Here is a 23,829-nt window from a genome sequence, read left to right as displayed (position 1 = left end):
AATATGCAATCGTATTTAAAAGATATACACAGGGAAGAAGCTGGTTACTGGCCGGTTCTTAAAGAAGAGCTTTCCTGCGAACCCTTTTTCAATTATCTGGATAATATCGTCCAGACTTCTGATCCGCACAAACGCCTTCTTCCTGAATTTGCTTTAAAAAGAATCAGAGAAGTAGAGCACAAGCGCGGAAAACTTTCGCTGGACAATATGGCCGCTTATGATGAGGTATTTCATCTGATATACAACCTGACCGTATCCCTGATGGCAAACAATCAGGATACACTTTGGGGAATCGGGCTCCCGGCCAGCAAAACGGTTGCCTATGGTACAGACGCACTTTACTCCTTCCTGGACAGAAACCTCAAGGAGGAGGATCGGCAGGAAACAGCTTTTATAGTCCGTGAGATAGATCCGCAGATCCGCCATCTGTATGCCTTGGTTTTACAGCGATTCTATGGATTCCCCAATACCGAAAAAGATAAGATCCTGTACACATTAAAGAATGAGGATGGCTCAGTAAACAGTTATTATGACCTGATTACGGATTACACTTTTGTAGATATTCAGGTGAAAGGTGACCTGCCTGCCATAGACTACAGACAGTTAAAAGAACAGCGAAATCCAGCAAACACGGACTGGTCCCAACTCAGCAAGGTGCTTGATATTACTAAATTTGAGTTTTCGGGATTCACGCTTTTGACTTTTCAGGATGTCACTGAAGAACGCGTCACACAGCATATCAAGTCTATGATGACCAACTTGTCTCTTTACGAGACAAATCATTATTTTCAAAAGCTTGATCAGTTTATTAAAATACTTCTTGGCGTTTCTGAAGTACAATTCAGTCTGTTCCCTCTTTTCCATCTTAATGGTTCTCCCGTGGTCAATTCTGACTTCACGCATAAAAGTGTATTGTTCGGACAGCTACAAAATATCTTCAGGGAGGAGAGTCCTAATTTTATCTACGAATATCTGCATTCCCCCTTTTCCATTGTCTATAATCTGGTGGATGGCATGATAGATTCCGAATCTATGCTCACCAGTGCACTTCAACAGATAGGGATAAATTCGTATTTAGGTCTGCCCCTATACTACAATAATACGCTGTCAGGTGTACTGGAGATCTATTCTACTAATGGAAAAATGCTGGATAAAAGCATCCTGCCAAGACTTCGTCATATAGCGACACTACTTTCTCAATTGTCTTTTGATCTCTCTCTGGAATTCAAAAACAGGCTTGACAAAGTGATCACAGAACAGTTTACAGCATTGCAACCGGCAGTACAATGGAAATTTAACCAGGTTGCGGCTAAATATCTTGGAGATCTTGCGGCAAATGTCCCGAATTCAAAAATACAAGACATATATTTCAGGGATGTGTATCCTTTATACGGTGCTATAGACGTCAGAGATTCTTCTGTACTGAGAAGCAAGGCGGTACAGCGTGATTTTAATCTGCAGCATCAGCAACTGGAAGAACTCCTTCTAAAGATTCAGAATATTGATGACTCGCCTGCCGTCAGCGCATTCATGGATAAGATGCGACAATCCGGAAAGTTATTTTCCATTATGCCCTTTGATGAGGCACTCCTTAAGATTGTAGAGTTTTTCAGAAAAGATCTTAATCAGTTTTTTGAGGAGGTCAGGCATCATAGTGCCGAAACAGATGCGCTTATCTCATCTTACGAAAATCAGATAAGTTGCAATGAGATACACAACGATTGCTTTCAGAATGAATTTGAGATTTCCTTGCAACAGCTTAATGCCGTCATTAGTCAGGAACTGGATGTTCTTAACGCTTTTGTACAGGGGAACTATCCTTCTTACTTTGAAAAGTTCAGAACAGACGGCATCGAGTATGATATCTTTGTCGGCGAATCCATTACCCCGTTACAACCATTTGATCCGCAGATCATCCGGATATTTCGTCTTCAGCAACTTATCACTATGGCAAGGATCGGGATTTTAGTGCATCATATGCAACCTCAATTAAAAATACCGCTACAGACGACACAGCTTATTTTTGTTAACCCCAGCAATATTGACATCAGCTTTCGTAGTGATGAGCGAAGATTTGATGTGGAGGGATCATACAATATCCGGTACCAGATTATTAAAAAACGAATAGACAAAATACGGATCAGGCATTCACTCGAGCGCCTTACACAACCGGATAAAATTGCAATTGTATATTTTTCTCAGGAAATGGCCTCAGAATTGCGTGAAAGCATACAATCTTTGCAGGCGACCCATCTACTGTTGCCGGGTATTGAGGAATTGGATTTGGAGGAAGTTCAGGGAGTGGAAGGGCTGAGAGCAATGCGAGTAGGTATAAATCCGGACAGTCCTGTTAAAAAATAAACTTCTTCCTTACATAGCTACGCAAATTTGTTTATTATTGAATTCAAATTTTTCAGATGACAGACGCCAACTACATATATTACAGTGACCTGGTCGGAACGATGTTTTTTGCTATATCCGGAGCAATGGCAGCCAACAGAAAGAACATTGATATGTTTGGCGCTACTTTTCTGGGATTTGTTACCGCTATAGGCGGCGGATCACTCCGGGATATTTTTCTCAATCTGCGCCCTGTATGGGTCAATGACGGAAACTACCTTGTGGCCATTCTGATCGGGGTTAGCATCGCTCTCCTTGCAAATGAGCGACTGGACAAATATGCACGTACCCTTTCTTTATTTGATGCCATAGGTATCGGTTTTTTCACCATTGTAGGGGTGCAAAAATCCCTGATCTATGACAGCAGTACCATAGCAGCAGTTGTATTTGGTATGTTTACTGCCGTTCTGGGAGGAGTGATACGTGATACGCTGATGAACGAGACTCCGCTCATATTCCGAAAAGAAATCTATGCTACAGCCTGTCTGGCGGGGGCTATTACTTTTATCCTGCTGCGCAACACGGGACTCAATAATTCGTGGTGTGCATTTATTGGCGCAGCAGTTGTATTTGTTGTCCGTATTGTCTCTATCAAATACCGGCTTTTTCTGCCTGCAGTAGGCGAATACAAAAAACGTTAAGGATCTGCTCCTTAACGTTTTTTCTTTTCAAACGGAAATTTCATTTTATATCCGACTCTGATCAGTCCTTTAGATATTGCATCCAGTTTTCCTTTAAGCATCGCCTTTTTCAAAGGCCCCAGTTTATCTGTAAAAAGCTTCCCTTCCAGATGATCATATTCGTGCTGAACAATACGTGCAGCCAGACCAGAAAGTTCGATTTCATGTTCTTCAAAATTTTCATCCAGATAATTAATAACTACGTTAGCAGGACGGAACACCTCTTCATTGATATCCGGAATACTCAGGCAACCTTCATTAAATCCCCATTTCTCTCCTGTTTCCTCCACTATAATCGGATTAATAAAGACCTTTTTGAAATCTTTCAGTGACTTATCTTCATCATCGTCCTCTGCAAACGGAGATGCATCTATCACAAATACCCTGATCGCCAAACCGATCTGAGGTGCTGCCAGACCGACTCCATGAGCTGCATACATGGTATCATACATATTGGCGATCAGTTCTTTGATCTCCGGGTAATCTTCATCTATCTCTTGTGTCTTTTTTCTCAAGACCGGATCTCCGTACGCAACGATTGGCAGTTTCATCTTATTAAATTTTGTGGGTACAAAGTTACCAATATTTTTTATGACCCAAATATCAGGAAGCTTTTATTTAATCCGATTGTATCCTTTACTTTTGTACTTTGATCCAAAGTATATATGTCCGACACAGAGCAGACCCGCCATTTCATGCAACAACTTGCCACCTCCATAGGAAAGGAACTCCGTTTAGAGGTTTACGATGCGGACATATTCCTTATTACCGGGACGGACTTCGCTTATCAGATTTACGTCTATCTGGCCGGAGCAACAGAACGAATTAAAGAGCCGGCGCATCTCACGCATAATATTCATCTGGATATAGACCAGCTTGAGAGAGTTGAACGAAAAATTGTGGATCGTATTCGTACACTGGATGGACAGGGCAAGCGCATATATGCCCGTAATACCGTGGCCGCCCGTATAGATAAGCGGATTTCAATGGCCTTTCAGGAGGAATATCACCTGCAGGATGCGATGCCCGGTAAATACCGATATGGTTTGTTCGCTGACGGAGAACTGATTTCTATCGCTGTTTTTTCGGGTGGCCGTCGCATGCATGACAAACCTAAGGACTATCGCTCCTTTGAACTGATACGGTTCTGCCACAAGCAACCCTATATTGTGATCGGAGGCATCAGCAAACTGATCCGTGCTTTTCAGCAGGATTTTAATCCAGGCGATATTATGACCTATACAGATCTGGATTGGGCACAGGAATCCAGTCTGGAACGTATCGGCTTTGAAAAGAGCTATACCATTCCTGCACAGAAATACTGGATTGCAGATCAGAAAAGGTATTTTCTCTCCGAAAAAACGGAAGATATCATTATGAATACTTATCCCGCAGGTTACCTCAAGTATAATAGCGGAAGTGCCAAATTGGTACTAACATTATGAAAGAAGTCCTGTATTGTGTATATTTAACACTATAAACTTAAGTTTTAAAACGCTAAAAGAGATGAAACGTAAACTACGCATGGGCATGGTGGGCGGAGGTAAAGACGCCTTTATTGGTGCTGTTCACCGCATTGCCGCATTTATGGACGGAAAGATAGAATTGGTTTGTGGAGCCTTTAGTATTGACCCGCAGATTTCAAGAGAATCCGGAGAGCAATTATTTGTTTCTCCAGACCGTATCTATGAAAATTATGAAGAAATGATTGCCAAAGAAGCCGCTTTACCGGAAGGTGAGCGTATGGATTTTGTCACCATTGTTACCCCTAATTTTTTACACTTCGGTCCGGCAAAGCTTGCTTTGGAAAATGGTTTTGATGTGGTAGTGGAAAAACCGATGACTGTTTCTCTGGAAGAAGCGCAGGAACTCAAATCTATTGTAGAAAGCACAGGCCGAACATTATGCCTTACGCATACGTATTCCGGTTATCCTATGGTTAAACAAGCCAAAGCGATGGTCAGAGAAGGACATTTCGGCAAAATCCGCAAGATTGTTGTAGAGTACCCTCAGGGATGGCTGAGCCGTCTTTCTGAACGGGAAGGTAATGCAGGTGCTGCGTGGCGTGCGGACCCGAAACGTTCCGGCAAATCATTGGTTATGGGAGATATTGGCACACATGCCGCACATCTGGCAGAATACGTTTCGGGGTTGAAGATCACGGAACTATGTGCGGACCTGACCACTTTCGTGGAAGGTCGCTTACTGGATGATGATGGTTCGGTATTACTGCGATTTGAAGACGGTGCCAAAGGTGTTCTGATGGCTTCTCAAATATCGGCAGGAGAGGAGAATGCTGTACGCATCCGTATCTATGGAGAAAAGGGAGGTCTGGAATGGGCGAATGAAGATCCGAACAACCTTATTATAAAAATGCTGGATCAGCCTCGTCAGCTTTACCGTACAGGTAATGCATATGCTGCTCCGTATACATTAAGTTCATTTGCTACGCATAATACCCGTATTCCGGCAGGTCACCCGGAAGGATTACTGGAATCTTTTGCGAACATATACCGGAACTTTGCTCTGACAGTATCTGCGAAGCGTGAAGGCCTCACTCCCTCTGCTGAATCTTTGGATTTTCCAAATGTACAGGACGGTGTACGAGGTATGGCTTTTATTGAGACTGTCGTTCAGAATAATGAAGGTAACGAAAAATGGACTAAATTTGTCGTGTGATAAACGGACCTGATTCCTTACATTTTTCATCGGAGCAATCTGCTGTTCCGGTGAAAAATGTAATTATTATACTCGGCCCTACTGCCTCCGGTAAAACAGCATTGGCTGTTGCATTGGCCAAAAAAATAAATGGCGCTATTATCAGCGCAGATTCCCGTCAGGTATACAGACATATGGATATCGGTACGGGCAAGGACCTTAAAGAATACGAAGATATTCCCTATTATTTAATCGATATATGCGAGCCCGGGGAGAAATATAACCTCTCTCATTTTCAGCATGATTTTCAAAAAGCATATCTCGATATTGTCAAAAGCGGCAGACAACCTATACTCTGCGGAGGAACAGGTCTGTATATTCAATCTGTTATTCAGGAAAAACCATACAGTCATGTTCCCGTTAATGCAGAATTGAGGGAAGAATTGGAGACATTGTCTAGGGAAGAGTTACTGACCCGACTAGATCAGCAATCGATTCCTGCAGACCTGAAGATTGATATCAGCACCCGAAAACGCATGATCCGCGGATTAGAAATCTTAGCCGGCTTAGCTAAATATCAGACACTGGCAAAGCCTGTTTCCATCCCTTTTCCTTACCAGGTATTTGGCATCGATCCTCCGGTAGAGATCCGGAGAGCAAAAATATCACAGCGACTGAAGCAACGTATTGATCAGGGATTGACAGAAGAGGTACAGCATCTCTTGTCCCGCGGTGTTACCCATGATGATCTTCAATATTATGGACTGGAATATAAGTATATGTCCCACTATCTTTCGGGAGATCTGGATTGGGAAGCCTGTTTTACCAAATTAGAAACAGAGATACATCGCTATGCCAAAAGACAAATGACGTATTTTCGCAAAATGGAAAAAGACAATATACAGATTCACTGGCTGGAGTACGGCAGTACGGAGCAGATGTGTGAAGAAATATTAAACACAAAAAAGGGATAGTGAATACTACCCCCTTTTTAGAATATCTTATAACTTGATTTCCTCATCCTTCGCATTGAAGAAATGGAATTCCGTTAAGCTATATGAAGAGACGGCTTTTACTTTGATCCACCTTCCAAACTTCATAAACCATTTTATTCTTTTCGATACAAAACCAGACTTAATGTAGGCTTCTATATAAGGATGTACACATAGTGTTATTCCCTTATCGTTTTGTTCCTGCAGAATAAAACTCAAATTACTTTCAATATCGTCCATCAGTACGATACTGGATCGGATTTCGCCCGTACCGTTACAGGTCGGACATTTTTCATTAGTCACTACGCTCATTTCCGGGCGTACACGTTGCCGTGTGATCTGTACCAATCCAAATTTACTTGGCGGTAATATCGTATGACGGGCACGATCGGCCTGCATACATTCGCGTAGGTAAGTAAATAATTCCTTACGATTAGTTGGTTTGTGCATATCGATAAAATCGATCACCACTATACCTCCCATATCCCGCAAACGCAATTGCCTTGCTATTTCGCGCGCCGCTTCCTTATTGACCAGCAACGCATTGTCTTCTTGATTTTCTTTATTGGCAGTCCGGTTACCGCTGTTTACATCAACAACGTGCAAGGCTTCAGTATGCTCAATTACCAGATAAGCACCACCTTGCAAATTGACCGTCTTGCCAAAAGAGGCCTTAATTTGTTTTTCTACTCCGAAGTGATCGAAGATAGGTTCTTTATGTTTATAAAGCTTGACTATCTTTTCCAGATCCGGAGAAATCTCCTGTACATACGACTTTGTTTCTTCGTAGATAACAGGATCATTAACATATATATGCGTAAACTCGTCCGTCAGGATATCGCGCAAAATGGTAGAAGCTCTATCCATCTCACCCAACACTTTCTGGGGTGGTTCTGCAGTTCTAAGGCGTTTGGTAAATAATTCCCATTTCGAAATCAGGTCTAACAAGTCTTTTTGCAACTCTTCAACCCCTTTACCTTCAGAAACAGTCCGAATAATCACTCCAAAGTTGGCAGGTTTGATTCCTTCCACTACTTTTTTGAGGCGTGTACGTTCGGCGCTTCCTTTGATTCGTTTCGAAATAGAAACTGTACTCGAGAAAGGGACTAATACTACAAATCTTCCGGCGATGGATAAATCCGAACTCAACCGCGGTCCTTTTGTAGAGATAGGCTCTTTGGCTATCTGAACAGGTAGTAACAGATTCCGGCTCAAGATATCCGAAATTTTACCTGCCTTATCGATGTCCTTTTCTAGTTTTAAACTATTGAGCAGTTTCTCTTGATAACTGCCATTCTTTACTATACGGGTTAGCTTGAGTAACGACTGCACCTGCGGACCGAGGTCCAGATAGTGCAAAAATGCATCCTTTTCGTAACCTACATCTACGAAAGCTGCATTGAGACCAGGCATGATCTTCTTTATTCTTCCCAGGTAAATATCACCGACGGAAAAATTGTTGTTTGCCTGCTCCTTGTTTAGTTCAACAAGCTGTTTATCCTGTAGTAAAGCAATAGTTACCCCTTTGTCAGGGGTAGAATCGATAATTAATTCCTTTACCAACAGCTACATATTTTGGATGCCTTCCTGTCCGAACTCCGCCCGGACGGGCACCGATGAAACATAATTCCCGTTTAATGAAAAAATACAATCGATGGATCCACGACTGCAGATCCATCGATTGTACTCTGTTATTTCAGTTAGCAATATGAATTAATAACTGTCATAACCCCACAAGCTTATTTTTTCTTGTGTCTATTTTTTCTTAAACGTTTTTTACGTTTGTGAGTAGCCATTTTGTGTCTTTTTCTTTTTTTTCCGCTTGGCATAGCTTTAATGTTTTTAAATGATTATAAAATAATATGTTACTTGCTTAATTCTTCGATACGTTTATCGATGAATTGAGAGAGTGAAGGATCAGATGCCAGTTCTTTGCTTTTTTGAAAAGCAGCGATAGCATCACTCTTCATCCCAATGTTTTCATAGCCTGTGGCTAAATAAAAGTAGGACTCCGCATCGGGTTTCTGCTCGATAACCGTTTTGAAACGATCGATTGCTTTGTCAAATTGACGGGACTGCAGTGAAAACAATCCCAGTGTTTTGTTTGCTTCTACGTTTTTTGGTTCTTTCGCTACGACTTCACGCAATATCGCGATACCAGCCATAGGATTATTCGTACCCGTCACCATAGCAGCACCCAAACCTGTCTTGGCATCCAGATTGGACGCATCCAGTTTAGTTGCTTTCTCAAATGCATGAATTGCATTTTGATTCAGTGCCGAAGCTAATACGGTATCCTGTAAATTTGTATAGGCAGCGCGATAAGCCTGTCCGGCTTTCAACCAATACTCAAATTTAGGAGAAATTTTTGCCATTTCCTCATAAATTAATGCCTGAGGAGCCGGTTTTGCAACATCATCCCATTTCTGAGCCAACTGCTGATAAAGCGCAATTTTATCTTCACCAGAAGCTTTACTTACTTTAGATTCCAGATCTGCGATATCCTGAATCAGATTAGCATCTAATCCTTGTTTGGATGCCTGCGAGATCGCATCTAAATTAACGACAGAAGAAGCCTCAGTACCTTTGGTACTTGTAGCTTCTTCCTTACCATCTACCAGACCTTTTATTGGCTGCGCCAACAGGGCTCCTACAAGGAGAACTATTAAGGCAATAACAACAATTTGCTTGGTCTTTTGCATGATGAAATTATTTCGTTGAATTATTTATTCCCGTTTTTTACCTTCTCAACAAACACTTTTGCAGGTTTGAAACTTGGAACGAAGTGCTCAGGAATAATGATTGCTGTGTTTTTCGAAATGTTTCTTGCAGTTTTTTCAGCTCTTTTTTTCACTACGAAGCTACCGAAACCTCTTACATAAACATTTTCTCCGCCGATCATGGAGTTCTTCACTACTTTGAAGAATGCCTCTACTGTTTCTTGTACATCTACCTTCTCTAAACCCGTTTTGTTAGAGATCTCTGCGATAATTTCTGCTTTAGTCATATCTGTTTTTACTGTATTATTTTGTATTTCAACCCTTAGGCACACAGCACTTTGGGGACGCAAAGGTATTGCTTTAAAACGAGCTTTGGAAATTATTTCTGCGTTTTTTAATGAAAATGACAGCAAAAATGCATCATTAACAAGTATTTATCCCCAAGCGACTCCTGTTTTCAATCGTAAACGAACGACAAAAGTACAACTTTTTACCTTGAATATCAAAGAGTTATTTTGTAAAATTATCTTTTCACGTGAAACCTGAAGCCCGCAAATTTTATGCGTAAAACTTAAACGTTTTCGCAAATTCATATCTTCCAAACCTCCCTTTGCCCGCTTTCATTTCTTATTTTTAGACTTTATATCCTATTTATGAGACAATACCTGCTGTTAGTTTACATGATCTTTGCGTCTATGCAATTCAATACCGCACAAGAGAGCATACGCCTGAATGAAAACTGGGATTTTGTGCGAAATGATCTGGGCAATATCTGGGAGGCGATCCGGCCATACAGTCAGGGTTCTTCCGAAAGTGTTCCCGTCTGGCACAAAGTTACGCTGCCCCATTGCTATAATGCGACTGATGCAGTCGCTCCGTTTGAAAACTATTATCAGGGACCGGCCTGGTACCGAAATACGCTGGCGATCCGGAATCCTTATCCCAACGGACGTACACTCTTACATTTTGAAGGCGCAGGGCAAAAAACAAAAGTCTACCTCTATGATCAGCTCGTTGGAGAGCATGTGGGCGGATATGACGAATGGACCGTCGACATCACCGAAGCCGTCAAAGCTTTTGCAGCGAATGCCGCTTTCCAGAAACAATATAAGGGTCGTTACCCGCTGGTCATTCGCACAGACAACTCCAGAGACACTGAAATGATACCATCCGATCTGTCGGATTTCAATATATATGGTGGTATATACCGCTACCTCAATCTGCTGTATCTTCCTGCTGTGTCAGTCGGGCAGGTATTTGCAACACCAACTTATGACCTCGCCAGCAAATCAGCTCATATTTCAGTTTCACTCCGGCTATATGCGCAGACAGAGCAGACAAAAGGGGATATTACAGTAGAACTTACAGCTCCTGATGGCAAGACAGTCTATAAAAACACAAGCAGCCAGTCGCTGAGCAAAGAAATTACACTTCCCGGAATCAGGCTGCAGAAGCCAAAACTCTGGTCACCTGATCAACCCAACCGCTATACCTTACATATACAGGGGAATTACAACGGTCAGACTTTTCGCCACAGCACAACTATCGGCATTCGGCATTTCGAATTTGCAGACAACGGTCCTTTCCGGCTCAATGGAGAGCGTCTGCTATTGAGAGGAACACACCGGCACGAAGATCATGCCGGAGTAGGGGCAGCTATGACCGAAGAGATGATGTTGCAGGAAATGAAAATGATGAAAGACATGGGAGTCAACTTTATCCGGCTCGGACATTATCAGCAGTCCCGTATTATTCTCAATGCCTGTGACAGTCTGGGCATATTGGTTTGGGAGGAGATTCCCTGGTGCAGAGGTGGCCTGGGTGGCCCTGTCTATCAGGAACAAGCCAAACGTATGCTTCGCAACATGATCGAACAGCATTATAACCACCCCAGCATTATTCTGTGGGGGATGGGAAATGAAAATGACTGGCCGAATGACTTTCCCACATTTGACAAACAACAGATCAGGGCTTTTATGCAAGAGCTGCACAACCTGTCCCATAGTCTGGATGATACCCGCAAGACGGCTATCCGCCGCTGTGATTTCTGTAAGGACATTGTAGATGTCTATTCTCCGTCCATTTGGGCAGGCTGGTACAGAGGTCAGTATACCGACTATAAATCTGTATCCGAGGCCGAATTCAAACAGGTGCCACATTTTATTCATGCTGAATGGGGAGGAGACAGTCATGCCCGCAGGCACGATGAAAATCCGGACAACGGGCTCACCAAACTTACGTCCAGCACCTCCGCTGATGAACGGGCAGGCGATGCTTCTCTTTACGGAGGTGCGACCAGAGCATCCAAAGACGGCAACTGGAGTGAAAGCTACATATGCAATCTGATAGACTGGCATCTCAAGGAACAGGAGCATATGCCCTGGCTCACCGGATCGGCTTACTGGCCGTTTAAAGACTTCTCCACTCCTGTGCGACCAGATAATCCGGTGCCGTATGTGAATCAGAAGGGTGTTGTAGAGCGGGATTTTACAAAAAAAGAGTCATATTATGTTTTTCAGTCCTACTGGACCAAAGACCTTATGGCTCATATATACGGACATTCCTGGCCTATTCGCTGGGGAGAAGCCGATGAACAGAAAATGATCAAGGTTTATTCCAATGCTGATGTGGCCGAATTATTTCTCAACGGGAAAAGTCTGGGTACGAAAAAACGGAACTCAGCAGATTTTCCCGCAGCAGGACTACGATGGAATACTGTTTTCCGCGAAGGCGAAAATCACATCAGAGTGATTGCTAAAAAAGGCAAACAGACCGTTACTGATGAGATCAATCAACTTTACCAAACAAAAAAATGGAGTAAACCTGCAGGTATTACAACCAAAACCAGTAAACTCTCCAATGACGAAGTCTTAGCAGAAGTACAATTGACAGATACAGAGGGCGCAGCCTGTCTGGATGCGAAAGACTATGTACTTTTTGAACTGGCCGGAGACGGCGTATTGGTGCAGGATCAGGGAACTTCTTCAGGCTCACGCTACGTACAGGCTTTTAATGGACGTGCTATGATTAAGATCCGCAAAAATAAAGGTTCCAGTGTTCTTGCCGTCAAAGTCAAAGGACTGGAAACTGCTTTTGTAACGATTAAATAGTATTATATACCGCAGCTCTTAACAGCTGCGGAGAATAAAAGATATTTATTAATATTACTGATCTGTAAAATCGTTTACATGATCAGCCAGTTGTTGCAGATCCGATGCTGTATGGTGACTACAGATCACTATTCTGTTCAGCAAAGGATCGGTTGCCAGCGGATAAGGAAAGCTTGAGACCACAAAGCCTCTCTGCAACAGAAAGTGATATAACTCAACCCTGGCAGAGGTAAATACGGAAAAGCCTGGAATATGCGAAAGCCTGTTTCCCGCCAGACTGCCAAACAACGCAATATTCTGCTGCAGCAGATCAAACTGTCTGTGGTAGATTTCTTCACCATGTAATAAGGCATACATAGATGCCGGAGAACTGGGTGAAGCTCCGGTATAGAACGTAGAGGATCGCAATGCTGCAATGCGTTGCGGGGAGCCGAAAATCACACCTGCATCTGTTCCCATTCCTTTGGCCAGAGAAGCTAACAGAATGACTTCCAGATTTTCCTGTACCAGCTCTTCTACTGCGACGGATGTCCGGTTGCGGTTTATCACTCCTATACCATGCGAATCATCCAGTATAAGAATAACCTTTTTATCGGGATCAATATGCCTGAAGGCTTTAAAATCATATCGCTCCGGCTTCATATTATCCAACGTATTGCTGATCAGAACGAAAGTCTTTTGGTCTGAGCTGTTGATATAGGCGACGGTATGTGCTGCCCAGTCTGCAAATTCACCCCGGATACCGGGATTGTCGGACAGCCACAGTGCCGGGTGACTATTCGGTGCATAGATAAACTCTCCTTCACCGGCCAGATTTTTGACAACCATCTGTGCTGCCAGATATCCGCCGGATACCAGAATAGCATCCTCAAATCCAAATCTTCGGGATATAGCTTTCTCTGCTTCATCAAAGATGCCTAGCTGCACATTATTATTGCGGGAAGTCCCGTTATTCAATCCCAGCTTCCTTACACCAGTTATAAACAATTCCATGTAAGCCGGATCATTGAGCAGACTCAGATACGCCGTACCTCCAAAAAAGAGGTATTCCTTATCATGAAGCTGTATCTGGCGTCCTGTAGGTTGATTCAAATGTCTAAATGTATCCATTTTGCGGAATAGAGTTTATGAGGATAATGCTATGCAGATAATGTATCAAATATACATCATTATTTAAATTTCAATCGCTCCGGAGACACTGTAATCCCACATTTATACAGATATGGTGTAGCATTTTAGAAAAAATAACCGTTATATTCGCAAACCTTTAATTAACAGATAAAAAACCACTGAATCTATGAACATCTTCAAACTTTATGCAGCAGCATTGTCATTAATGATTATCTCTTTTACAAATAGTTTACAGGCACAGATCAAATGGGGAGCCAGAGCAGGAGTTAATTTTACCGCACTCAATGCCACGAATGAACAGGAAATTGAACTTGAAACCGAATACGTCACACGCTTCTCCATCGGCATCAGCGCAGATATTCCTGTCATAAGTGACTTTTATGTACAGCCTTCTCTCCTCTATTCCGGGAAAGGGTATAAAGCCGATGCCGGATCTATAGGTTTCAGCAAAGGATTTAATGCAAATGTATCTTATATCGAACTTCCTCTGCATATTCTTTACAAACCAAAGGTTGGACCGGGAAGTCTTATCCTGGGAGTAGGCCCTTATCTTGCCTACGGCACGGGAGGGAAATGGAAAGCTGACGAATCCGTATTGATAGGGGATATTATGATCGACAATAAAGGTGATATAAAATTTAAAAATGATGACTCTGCTACCGATTATGGCACTTATATCTACGGTAAACCCTGGGATTACGGCACAAGTGCGGTTATAGGATATGATCTTTTCAATACCTATACATTCCAGCTGAATGCGGAATGGGGTATGGCCAATCTGGAACCGAAATGGGGCTCATACAAGCCTAAAGGAGAACGCAAAAACAAAGGCTTTGGCATATCAGTCGGATATAAGTTTTAAATATAAAAGCTGCTTAGAGCTTAACCCTTCGTCTCATCTGCAAAACAGGAATCAAGCCCTCTTATCTATCATTATAAAAGAAACTAAGTTCAGGATCTGTTAGTATAACAGATCCTGAACGAAAATACTTTGTTATTAGAATAAGCAGGTTTTTATACCGTCTTACAGACTATTATCATACCCAGATAAGAATGCTCAAAATAGCAGTTTAAAATTCTTTGTCAATTATTATAGCTTAGATAGATCAACCTTAATCCATGTATAGGACCAATCCATTGCATCATAAACATCATCTTTATTCAAATCTTTTGATATTGATACAATAGTCCCCATACCGTAGGGAGAAGGCCCTTTTCCTTTCCACCTCAAACCTTTCAGCATGAAGCAAATCCAGATTTCCTTTCCTCTGGGATTTATGGATTCAATAGGAATTCTATATTCACATGAATACGTTTTTAAAAATTCATTGTCAAAAGTTGCCTGAACTGCTACTGTTATTCCGAAGTCATTATATATGGAGTGTAGCCTCGGTTTTTTTAAATCACCAGCATTATTTAGAAAAAACTGATCAAAATCCAGTTTACTTGAGCTTCCTACCGGATAACCAATATTTAAAGCATTTATTGTATCTCTTTCACCTTGTCCGTTAATAAAGAGTTGAATTCCACCGATTGTTTTACTTGCAGTTACTTTGATTAGTTTTTCATCCTTCTTAATTGCTATGTATAAATTGTGTACATCCTTTGCAATAGCATAATAAAGTGTATTATTGGAATCAAAACTAAATGAACTCTTATTCCAATCATTTAATTTTCCATCTACTATAATCTGGCCTTTGCAGATAGATGCGGGAACAATAAAGACAAGAATTAACCGTAACACCAAGCAAGTTAGCTTATTCTTAACACAAATTTTAAAACTGAGATTTTGCATAATTAGAATATAAATAATTAGTCTCTTTCAAAGCATGAGAAGTACGAATTTTAAAGATTTCGAATCCTTATAATCCTTTAGACATTAGGTTTTGAAAAAAGTTTAATAAAAAATTTCTTCATTTTAAATAAAATTTCAAAAACATCTATATATTTGAAAATTATATTTTTAAATGATAACCAACACTTTATGAGAAAAATACTAATAATATTATTAATCTGCAGTCTTTTCTCATGCAAAAAGAATGAGATTAAACTTAATTTAAACGAACTAATGTCGTTGGACGAAATAATGCAAGATAAAATTTCCAACAAAATAATTATCATGTCATCATCTGATTGCGAAATCTGTATCCCATTTAAAAGAAAAGTCAAAATACTAGTCGATTCTCTAAATAAGAACAATCACGCCGAATTTAAATATCCAGTCTCTATTTATTCAATATCAGAAAGAGATAAAAGAAATAAATATGTTAATGCAATTCTTCGTCAAATGTCTTTTCCCAATATTTTGTTTTTTAATAACAAGGGAGAATTTAAAGGACTTATTTCTTCCGGGAGAATGGATATATTTCAATCCCACATTGATTATTTTGAAAAAAATAAAAACGTATGGATAACTTCCTCAAAAAACATGTTTAAAGATTTAAAGTTATCACCTGATCAGAAGACCGAATATATAAACGACATTTTTCATTTACGAAAATTTGATACTATACAGAACTACTCGAATTTAATTTCACAGATCCTATCAAAGGATAGTATTAATTATTTCTACAAAAACTATTTACTTTCAAAGTATTATTATGAAAAAGGCGATTCGATAAAATCATCAGAATATGCTTCATTTGCTGAAAAAACGGAATTTTCAAATCTAGACTCAGCCTTGTATGATCAATTTAAAGTTGATCTTCTAAGATTCAGAAATAATAAAAAAAATGAAATTAAAAACTTTTGTTTTGGCATTGATGGGTGCTCCTATATAATTAATAAAAGAGATCTAAAAAACAATGTCGTTAAAATTAGACTAACGAACTATTTTAATGAAATCATACAACTAAAAAATGTTACTGTCGATTGTTCTTGCTATACAATTGAGCTTCCAAAACAACAAATTCTTCCAAAAAGCTCTGTTTTTATGTATGTTAAAATAGTAGAAAACACCAAAAACTTTGATAAAACTATAAATATTAAAAGCAATATAGGTCATCATAATCTCAGAATATTAATCAATTAACACTCTAACTTTATAAATTATGAAAAAGTTATCTTTAATTTTGATCAGTTTTTTTCTAACCATTGCTGTATCTGCAATTCCAGTTGATCCTAATTTTTGTGAAAATAAAGAGGATGGAGGATATGCTCACCCTACACATTGCAGAGCATACTATTTGTGTATTTCAAAAAGAACATCAGTATTAATGTGTCCTGAAGGACTATTATACGATCCGGATTATGACGTGTGTGAGAGACCTGAATTCCTGAAAAAACCTTGTGCAGAATTTGATAAATAATTTCACTAAAATTTTAATATTATGAAAACATTATTATCTTTAATTACGATGTGTCTATGTTTCACATCTACACTTTCCAGTCAAATTTCAGTTGAAATGGATATTGATTTTTGCAAAAGAAAATTAGCAGGAACTTATCCGCACCCCCTATATTGCCCCGGATTCTATATTTGTCAGGAAGATTATACATCAGAAACTATTCTCTCTTTTTGCCCTACAGGTCTTATATACAATGAAGCATTGAATATGTGCGACTTTCGGGAAAATGCCCCCCCTCCTTGTGGAGAAATGGGTCCTATAGATGCCTGATAATTAAATAAAAGATACATTTACGAGCCTTTAAAGATTTTACCAACGATTGCAAATGAAGGTCAAAAGGTATTAGGCTCAATAAAAAATGAAAATTAATTTTTTTCAATACCTATACATTCCAGCTGAACGCAGAATGGGGTATGGCCAATCTGGAACCGAAATGGGGCTCTTACAAGCCTAAAGGAGAATGCAAAAACAAAGGCTTTGGCATATCAGTCGGATATAAGTTTTAAATATAAAAGCCTTCAACCAATTTAGGTTGAAGGCTTTTAGTTTATTTGCAATTGCAATAGCTTCGATCTACGTACATCTTATTGCCATTGGAGTTTTTATAATAACATCCGCCCTTGGGGCCATCGTACAATCTGTTTCCGTTCTAGGTAAAACCTCTAGCACCAGTTGAAAGATTTTCTACCTCAGATTTTGTACATGCCAATAATGAACTTAAAACAACCAAAATTAATACTATCTTTTTCATAGGCACGAAAATACGGCCTGCCCAGAACCTGAAAAAAGGGGTTCCCGTAAAGAGGTTAACTTTTGAATTTTTTATATATTTACTCCTTAACTATAAATTATGAAAAACTACTACACCATCCTTATTCTGGCATTATTAACGACTTTTTCCTCTTGCTCCAAAAATGAAGCTTCACCTCCGCATGGTATGATCGACATTGTGGCGACTTTAACTAACGGAGATAAAGTCATAACCGGAGATGGGTATATATTTTGTGATATAGCTGTTATTCCTATTAAGGATTTTCCAAAAGAGATAAACAAGAATACAGTGTATCATATTTTTTCTGACATGCCTAAGTACGTAAAGTATGCGACGAAAGACTTTACAAAGGCCGTCCCTTCCGGAGATTATACGATTCTGGTTCAAGTCATTGGCGCATCTGACAATTACAAATCATTAATCGGGACATATTCTTACAAATGGGCTTCAATATCTGAAGGCAGTCCGTTCAAAGATTCTGCAAAATTTGATTTAAATAACAGGGAGGATTTTCATCCCTGGAAATAGGGCGTTTTTATCCGGAGAAACAGATCCAAACCGGAGGTATGTGTGCCGGAATATTTCAATCATTATCAATTTTTATATCTTTGCGACATCAAATTATTAACCATCAATGAAAAAATTTTTTATTACAACACTTATGGCGATAGCTTTCGCTGGTATGTCTTTTGCGCAAACAAATACGGATGTTGAAGCTCAGGTAGAGCATCACCAATTTGCTTATAATTTACTAACCAATCTTTCGTACGAAAAGGGTATTGGAAAAAAAACTACATTACGTTTATCAGGCCCCATAGCAGGAGGAGTTTTATACAGAAGTTCATCCATAACAATTAACGACTACCATTATGAAGATTCAGAATGGGGTTATGTCATCCGTCCTGCGCTTGATGTGCAAGTCAGATATTATTACGATTTAAACAAAAGGCTTAGAAAAGGAAAAAAAGTAGCACATAATTCAGGAAATTATATTGCCGGAGTGGTAGCTGCAGGCGGTCCGTCTATACTGAAGAGTGACAATGTGTATGTGCCTGATTTCTTTATGGCAGTGGGCGCTATGTGGGGAATTCAGCGGAACTATGGAGAGCGTTTCATGATGAATGTAGGCATCGGTCCCGGAGTAAGTTTTTATGATGGTATAAGTGAATTTACTTTTGTAGGTGGTGTAACACTTGGCTTTAGATTAGGGAAATAAAAGGTCTCATTCCAATAAAGGGTTTATCATCATTTGTCATATAAATATAGGGTATAAACTTGCAACTCTATAGACTTGAAAAGGCCGCTTTACGAAAATGTAAAACGGCCTTTTCAGAAAGTGACCCCGCTGAGGCTCGAACCCTAACACATCACTTGAAACTTATTAGGGTTTCTTTGAGTGTTAGAGATTAATTGAATATACCATATGTTTTTTTGAGACACAATTATTGGTGTGGATAGGTATTATAGTTTGATGGAGGAAGGGTGTTTTTAGATTGATGTCTAGTTAGACATTGAAGTGTGTGGTCACTTGATAATGAGGGGTATTTTTTAATACCCTCTCTTAATTATTATTATCAATTGAAAATCCTATTTAGTAAAATAGGATCTTTGTATTTTCCAAAAATCAAGTAAACAGAATAACATACTTCGTGCTTCAAGTGATGCGGAGTTATGATGTTTGAAATTTTTACTCATAGCCATATTTTCGAACTCCTTAGCTGTGCTAAATAAGCTATTTGAAACATCATTTCTTGAAAGATACTCCGCTAAGATATCTGTATTTAACTCATCAAATTGCTTTTTAATATTATATGATATCTGTCTGGATATAGCTTTTCCTTCTTTTATGTTATTTTCAATTAAGCCCAAAGAAATCTTAAGCATATTTGAGAATCCTTTTTCCCCATTGGAGCCAAATGTAAATCCTTCTTTTAATAATTTAGTTCTATCTTGTTGATCTTGAAATGAGATTTCTCTTATTGTATAATCAATTGAAATTATAAAAAAAGAAAGTGTTAAATACAAACTCCTTAAAGCTAACTGACGTTGGTTTTCTCTTATAATTGATTGGTTAGCAAAAAAATGTCCTATATTTAGTAATCTATTACAATTATCAAAAGATAATCCTGAGGAAAGCAAGTTTTTAGCTTGCGTAATTTGAGATTTCCAATCACCATCTAACTTGCCTAGATCATATGAAACAAATAATGATATAAATTCTTCATCTGTTAATCTTGCGCTAAAAGAATCTTCCGACTTTGTAATTCTACTCAAGAAATTTCCGTCTAAAACCGTTACATTCATTTTTTTACCAAAGTTTTTAACCTCGGGTCGTCTATCAGTTGTTGCTATAACTGCGTTTGAAGCTTTTACAGCATTCTTTAAGCCTTGTATCCAAAATATTCTTTCTATTGCTTGTGGAGTTTTTTTGTTTTTGGAATCGACTATAACTATTTCACGATTTAATGAAGAAGTTTTAGAATATAGCCATAAGTCAATATCTGTTACTTCAAATCCTTCATATATAAATTGAACCCCTCTAACAACAAAATAACCTGATTTAAGAAAATAATTTCTTAAAAGCTCTTCCATGTTATAACCTTTGGCTAGTTTTTGCTGTTCACTCATAACTTTACTCCTGTTCGTAAAATTGATAACATATCATGTGTTGATTTTGGATTAGTTACTAATTGTTCTCTCCTAGTAATATTTCTATTAGCTTCTGGGCCTTTGAATGACGTAACAGCCGCTGTCGGTAAAGAATCAAGGGAATGTTCGCTAGCATCACCAGATCTAATTACCTGTAAAGCTAATTCTCCAATTTCTTTCTTTAATAATTTTAACATTGGCCCAGATCTACCTCCTTTTGATCCTTGATAAACTTGGACAACACCTTTAAATTCTAAAACTTTATAATCTTCAGCAATTGCTTTTACAGGGCCAACAGACTCACCTCTAACAAGAGCCGATAGAAGTTTATCTACCATTTGAATTTTACCTCTAACATACGAACTTTTTGTCATTCCATAAGTAATTGAACTAACAAAAGCTTTAGCTAAATCAAAAGCATCATCAACCATTGAATTACTATATTTTGAAAAAGCTGCAGGCAAAGTTATATATCCCATATTTTCAGTACTATTACTAACGATACTAATATCATATAATCCTATTGCAGTTACTTTTTCAAAAAGATTATTGCCAAGTTGTTTTTTTACTAAATCTACAGGGATACATGCAGATAATCTAAGCATATCATTTAGTTCAAGTAATTTAGTCTTTTCAAAATCTTTTAGGGAATCCATTACTGCTAAGACTTTCTTCGGATTATCTCTTCTAAAAAGATTTCCATTAAATAGTAATTTTTCATCCTCTGAAATTTTTTCTACATCAACAAAACCTATTATTTCAGCCTGTTCGATTAGATTTATAGTATTAGATTCAGAGAGTTTATATTTATCAGATATTTCTTCCGATATATCAGAGGTTAATATAGGTAATATAGAAGCTCTCTCTGCTAATTCAATTGATGCCATTTCATTAGCTTCAGGATTTAGAGTATCAAATATATCTGATGTATGGTTCAATATACTAGATGAAGTCACACCTAGCACTTGTATATCCCCTTTAGAACTTATATCTATTATTCCTTGTTTTTCTAAAACCTCCAATAGAGGTGGCAGTTCAAAATATGTATTTATATTAGAAGCTTTAGCTAAGACGTTAATTTTTTCTTTACTTAAACTCATTTCAGCATCAGCTGAAATAGAAGAAAGTAATATGCCTGCCTTGCCAGCTATAAATGTTTTTGGAAAGTCTTCCTGACTTGTAACTGCTTGCAATTTATTGGTATTATGAATTAGCCATGAGCCTTTTGTTTTTTTTTCCATTAATTTAAGTTATAAAATATTAAAACTAGGTTGTAAGGCATTCCGTTCCGGAATTACTGGCATTAAGATACGCCAAACCAAGCAATAAATAAAAACGGTTTCCCGTATTTATTTATTGAGCTACGCTATTTGTCATATTTAATGTTTTGGTAACTCCTTCTCTTCATAAAAGCTCCTTTGCCTTTTGACTAGGTATTACATACCTGGTCAAAATTCAATCACTTTTAGAGTTTGGTTCGCCTGCAGATCGCAAAGGCTCCGCTCTGGTCACTATTTTTGATAAGCCCAAGGCACAAGTCCATTTTTCAAAAATACCATAGTTATAACAAATAACCAACTTTCTAAAACAATACTGACAGGAAATAGGCAAAAAGTGAAATAAGCAAAGTAATAATTTGATAGCTAAAAGTTGTCCACGACAACCTCGCTAGTAACAGATTGTTAATACGAAGATCTTTAAATTTCTCACTTAATAATTGTTGATCTTCTATATCTTTATCTATTATAAAATGTGCTCGAGAGATAGAAGATTTATATAAAACATTGATCTTTTTAAAAAAGCTATAGTTGTCTATGTTTATATCTCCATCGCATAATACTCCACCTTTTACTTTATTATATCTTTTACGTACATAAGTCTTGTGCCTAGTTAATCTAAGATCGTATAATCTACTTAACACTGTTAATGCTCCATATACTATTGAAACAAACCCAACCACTAACGCAAGGACAAAGAAAAATTTAGAAAAAGAAAAGCTTAACTTAAAGTCAAAAGGCAATAGGTTTTTTGTGATTTCTCTATTCATGAGGAAAGTAAAAAAGGCAAAACTCAATAAAAAGAAAAAATTTGACGCAAAACCAAATTGATTCAGTGCTTGTTCCGTCCAAAATCGATGTCTTTCATCATGCGTTGTTTGATTTGCGCCCTTAGAGCATTTAGAGCTTTCCGTCATAAAAATCCGTTAATATTATGTTATTCATAAACAATATACATAAAGTTTATGAAATCGGTTTAAGCAGTAATCAATTAATCTCCTATGTCTTTAATTGACAAAACAACGTTTAAGATATTAGAGCAAATCTTATCAAATCCATAATTCCAGACCATCTTATTTTTATATTATATGAATATTCAAAGTGATCTAACCTTCTTGAGACCTGAGGGAACTCATTTTGTTATTTTATACCCCTGAATAATTTTGGGTTATCATGCAGATACACTTCTAAATTGCGAGACAAAGCTTTAATTTTTAGGATTCTTTTTGGTTTTTTTGCATAAAGGAGCTATTAACAAATTAAATAACTTCTCGTTTCGGATAAATATAAAAAACTGTCCTAAGACTAGCTTAAAAGGCACAAAACAAAAAAAACCTTCCAAATGGAAAGGCTTTTTAGAAAGTGACCCCGCTGAGGCTCGAACTCAGGACCCACAGATTAAGAGTCTGTTGCTCTACCAACTGAGCTACGAAGTCAGATTTGCCCGAGGGCTATAAACAAAGTTACAGTTGTACGCCAATAAAACAAATGCTTTAAAGAATTTTTTACAACGCTGTTATACAGGAAAACTCTTATCCCGGATATACCGTTTTTTAAGTACGTATTAATACTTCTTATCCTTAACTTGCATAAGATATAATCCTGAATTATGTTTCTGAGAATAGTTATCAATACACTGACGGCATTGCTTATTTTTCCTGTAGTCATCTCTTATAGAGAATGGAGGAATATCCTTAGAGGCAATTACCAGTATTATGATACGACATACGGATCTGCAGGTGAATATATAAGCAAAACGATATTACATCCTATGGCTTATCCCTTAGTGCCGGTTCTTTTTCTGCTCTTTATCCTTATGCCGTTTCATTTTATAAAGAATTATTACAAGCATAAAGGCAGCGAGCTATCCTTTTTAAAAAAATGGCTGATATTTTCCCTTTTGCTGGCCATCTGTGGAATACTATGGGGCATGGTTAGTAATCTCTGGCAGACGGTATGGTATCACAATTTAGTCTACCTGATTTATATTGCCGGATTTTCTCTGTTTTTCACTACATTATTACATTTTACAGCCGACAAAGTAAAAGAAAAGCCGGTTGCAAGGTAAGATTGTAACCGGCTTAATATATTTC

The 23,829-nt window shown here is 38.4% G+C and carries 22 protein-coding genes and 1 tRNA gene; 13 read left to right on the top strand and 10 right to left on the bottom strand.

What is annotated here, in order from left to right; translation table 11 throughout:
* Positions 1-3 precede the first annotated feature (3 nt).
* Together I6J03_RS09395 and I6J03_RS09390 are read left to right on the top strand one after the other, a co-directional pair.
* The gene (locus I6J03_RS09395; RefSeq protein WP_003009892.1) at positions 4-2,361 is read left to right on the top strand and encodes a GAF domain-containing protein; all 2,358 of its coding nucleotides are present in this window, start codon (positions 4-6) and stop codon (positions 2,359-2,361) included.
* Positions 2,362-2,417: 56 nt separating this feature from the next.
* Positions 2,418-3,041: a trimeric intracellular cation channel family protein gene (locus I6J03_RS09390; protein WP_003001750.1), complete on the top strand. Its 624-nt coding sequence runs from the start codon at positions 2,418-2,420 to the stop codon at positions 3,039-3,041.
* 11 nt (positions 3,042-3,052) lie between these two features.
* Here the strand turns inward: I6J03_RS09390 and def are convergent, their stop codons facing one another.
* Positions 3,053-3,631 (bottom strand): peptide deformylase, encoded by a 579-nt coding sequence (gene def, locus I6J03_RS09385; RefSeq protein ID WP_003009884.1) that lies wholly within the window; start codon positions 3,629-3,631, stop codon positions 3,053-3,055.
* A gap of 114 nt (positions 3,632-3,745) precedes the next feature.
* Between def and I6J03_RS09380 the strand changes: the two genes are divergently transcribed.
* The 3 genes from I6J03_RS09380 (at position 3,746) to miaA (ending at position 6,712) form a co-directional block, all read left to right on the top strand.
* On the top strand, positions 3,746-4,525 hold the full coding sequence (locus tag I6J03_RS09380; protein WP_003009882.1) for a hypothetical protein: 780 nt from the start codon (positions 3,746-3,748) through the stop codon (positions 4,523-4,525).
* Positions 4,526-4,586: 61 nt separating this feature from the next.
* Positions 4,587-5,759: a Gfo/Idh/MocA family protein gene (locus tag I6J03_RS09375; protein ID WP_003009879.1), complete on the top strand. Its 1,173-nt coding sequence runs from the start codon at positions 4,587-4,589 to the stop codon at positions 5,757-5,759.
* 50 nt (positions 5,760-5,809) lie between these two features.
* Complete coding sequence (gene miaA / locus I6J03_RS09370; protein ID WP_236586222.1) at positions 5,810-6,712, top strand: tRNA (adenosine(37)-N6)-dimethylallyltransferase MiaA; 903 nt, start codon at positions 5,810-5,812, stop codon at positions 6,710-6,712.
* Positions 6,713-6,739: 27 nt separating this feature from the next.
* Here the strand turns inward: miaA and I6J03_RS09365 are convergent, their stop codons facing one another.
* The 3 genes from I6J03_RS09365 to I6J03_RS09355 all read right to left on the bottom strand — a co-directional run bounded on the left by I6J03_RS09365 (position 6,740) and on the right by I6J03_RS09355 (position 9,737).
* A complete protein-coding gene (locus I6J03_RS09365; RefSeq protein ID WP_003001733.1) occupies positions 6,740-8,293 on the bottom strand; it encodes an Rne/Rng family ribonuclease in 1,554 nt (517 codons plus the stop codon).
* A gap of 302 nt (positions 8,294-8,595) precedes the next feature.
* Positions 8,596-9,432, bottom strand: a complete 837-nt coding sequence (locus I6J03_RS09360) for a tetratricopeptide repeat protein (protein ID WP_003009868.1) — start codon at positions 9,430-9,432, stop codon at positions 8,596-8,598.
* Positions 9,433-9,452: 20 nt separating this feature from the next.
* Positions 9,453-9,737, bottom strand: a complete 285-nt coding sequence (locus I6J03_RS09355; protein WP_037461054.1) for an HU family DNA-binding protein — start codon at positions 9,735-9,737, stop codon at positions 9,453-9,455.
* Between the two features lie 366 nt (positions 9,738-10,103).
* Here I6J03_RS09355 and I6J03_RS09350 point away from each other — a divergent pair, with 366 nt between their 5' ends.
* Positions 10,104-12,560, top strand: coding sequence for a glycoside hydrolase family 2 TIM barrel-domain containing protein (locus tag I6J03_RS09350; protein ID WP_003009859.1), 2,457 nt, complete (start codon positions 10,104-10,106; stop codon positions 12,558-12,560).
* 54 nt (positions 12,561-12,614) lie between these two features.
* Here I6J03_RS09350 and I6J03_RS09345 read toward each other — a convergent pair whose 3' ends face one another.
* Entirely contained in the window at positions 12,615-13,670 is a 1,056-nt protein-coding gene (locus I6J03_RS09345; protein ID WP_201694333.1) for an aminotransferase class I/II-fold pyridoxal phosphate-dependent enzyme, read from the bottom strand.
* Between the two features lie 187 nt (positions 13,671-13,857).
* On the opposite strand from I6J03_RS09345, the gene I6J03_RS09340 reads away from it, so the two are divergent.
* Entirely contained in the window at positions 13,858-14,553 is a 696-nt protein-coding gene (locus I6J03_RS09340; protein WP_003009852.1) for an outer membrane beta-barrel protein, read from the top strand.
* 228 nt (positions 14,554-14,781) lie between these two features.
* Here I6J03_RS09340 and I6J03_RS09335 read toward each other — a convergent pair whose 3' ends face one another.
* Complete coding sequence (locus I6J03_RS09335) at positions 14,782-15,486, bottom strand: hypothetical protein (RefSeq protein WP_003009849.1); 705 nt, start codon at positions 15,484-15,486, stop codon at positions 14,782-14,784.
* Positions 15,487-15,675: 189 nt separating this feature from the next.
* Here I6J03_RS09335 and I6J03_RS09330 point away from each other — a divergent pair, with 189 nt between their 5' ends.
* From I6J03_RS09330 to I6J03_RS09310, 5 genes are all read left to right on the top strand, one after another.
* Positions 15,676-16,722 (top strand): DUF1573 domain-containing protein, encoded by a 1,047-nt coding sequence (locus I6J03_RS09330; RefSeq protein WP_003009846.1) that lies wholly within the window; start codon positions 15,676-15,678, stop codon positions 16,720-16,722.
* A gap of 19 nt (positions 16,723-16,741) precedes the next feature.
* On the top strand, positions 16,742-16,999 hold the full coding sequence (locus tag I6J03_RS09325; RefSeq protein ID WP_003009843.1) for a carbohydrate-binding module family 14 protein: 258 nt from the start codon (positions 16,742-16,744) through the stop codon (positions 16,997-16,999).
* 21 nt (positions 17,000-17,020) lie between these two features.
* Positions 17,021-17,308: a chitin binding peritrophin-A domain-containing protein gene (locus I6J03_RS09320; protein WP_081445153.1), complete on the top strand. Its 288-nt coding sequence runs from the start codon at positions 17,021-17,023 to the stop codon at positions 17,306-17,308.
* A 580-nt stretch (positions 17,309-17,888) separates the two neighbouring features.
* Positions 17,889-18,338: a hypothetical protein gene (locus I6J03_RS09315; RefSeq protein WP_039990183.1), complete on the top strand. Its 450-nt coding sequence runs from the start codon at positions 17,889-17,891 to the stop codon at positions 18,336-18,338.
* Between the two features lie 133 nt (positions 18,339-18,471).
* On the top strand, positions 18,472-19,026 hold the full coding sequence (locus I6J03_RS09310; RefSeq protein WP_232279782.1) for a hypothetical protein: 555 nt from the start codon (positions 18,472-18,474) through the stop codon (positions 19,024-19,026).
* Positions 19,027-19,397: 371 nt separating this feature from the next.
* On the opposite strand, the gene I6J03_RS09305 is transcribed toward I6J03_RS09310, so the two are convergent.
* From I6J03_RS09305 to I6J03_RS09290, 4 genes are all read right to left on the bottom strand, one after another.
* Positions 19,398-20,438: a hypothetical protein gene (locus I6J03_RS09305; protein WP_003009831.1), complete on the bottom strand. Its 1,041-nt coding sequence runs from the start codon at positions 20,436-20,438 to the stop codon at positions 19,398-19,400.
* Entirely contained in the window at positions 20,435-21,700 is a 1,266-nt protein-coding gene (locus tag I6J03_RS09300; RefSeq protein ID WP_003009828.1) for an SGNH/GDSL hydrolase family protein, read from the bottom strand. Before I6J03_RS09300 ends, I6J03_RS09305 begins: the two co-directional genes overlap by 4 nt.
* Before the next feature lie 341 nt (positions 21,701-22,041).
* A complete protein-coding gene (locus tag I6J03_RS09295) occupies positions 22,042-22,653 on the bottom strand; it encodes a hypothetical protein (protein ID WP_003009825.1) in 612 nt (203 codons plus the stop codon).
* A gap of 446 nt (positions 22,654-23,099) precedes the next feature.
* Positions 23,100-23,172 (bottom strand) — tRNA-Lys (locus tag I6J03_RS09290).
* A 173-nt stretch (positions 23,173-23,345) separates the two neighbouring features.
* Between I6J03_RS09290 and I6J03_RS09285 the strand changes: the two genes are divergently transcribed.
* Positions 23,346-23,804 carry a hypothetical protein gene (locus I6J03_RS09285; protein WP_003009819.1) on the top strand — a complete coding sequence of 153 codons (459 nt, stop codon included), beginning with the start codon at positions 23,346-23,348 and terminating at the stop codon, positions 23,802-23,804.
* The last annotated feature ends 25 nt before the right edge of the window (positions 23,805-23,829 follow it).

It is taken from the genome of Sphingobacterium spiritivorum (assembly GCF_016724845.1).
GTDB lineage: Bacteria > Bacteroidota > Bacteroidia > Sphingobacteriales > Sphingobacteriaceae > Sphingobacterium > Sphingobacterium spiritivorum_A.
This window is presented reverse-complemented; position numbering and strand designations above follow the sequence as displayed.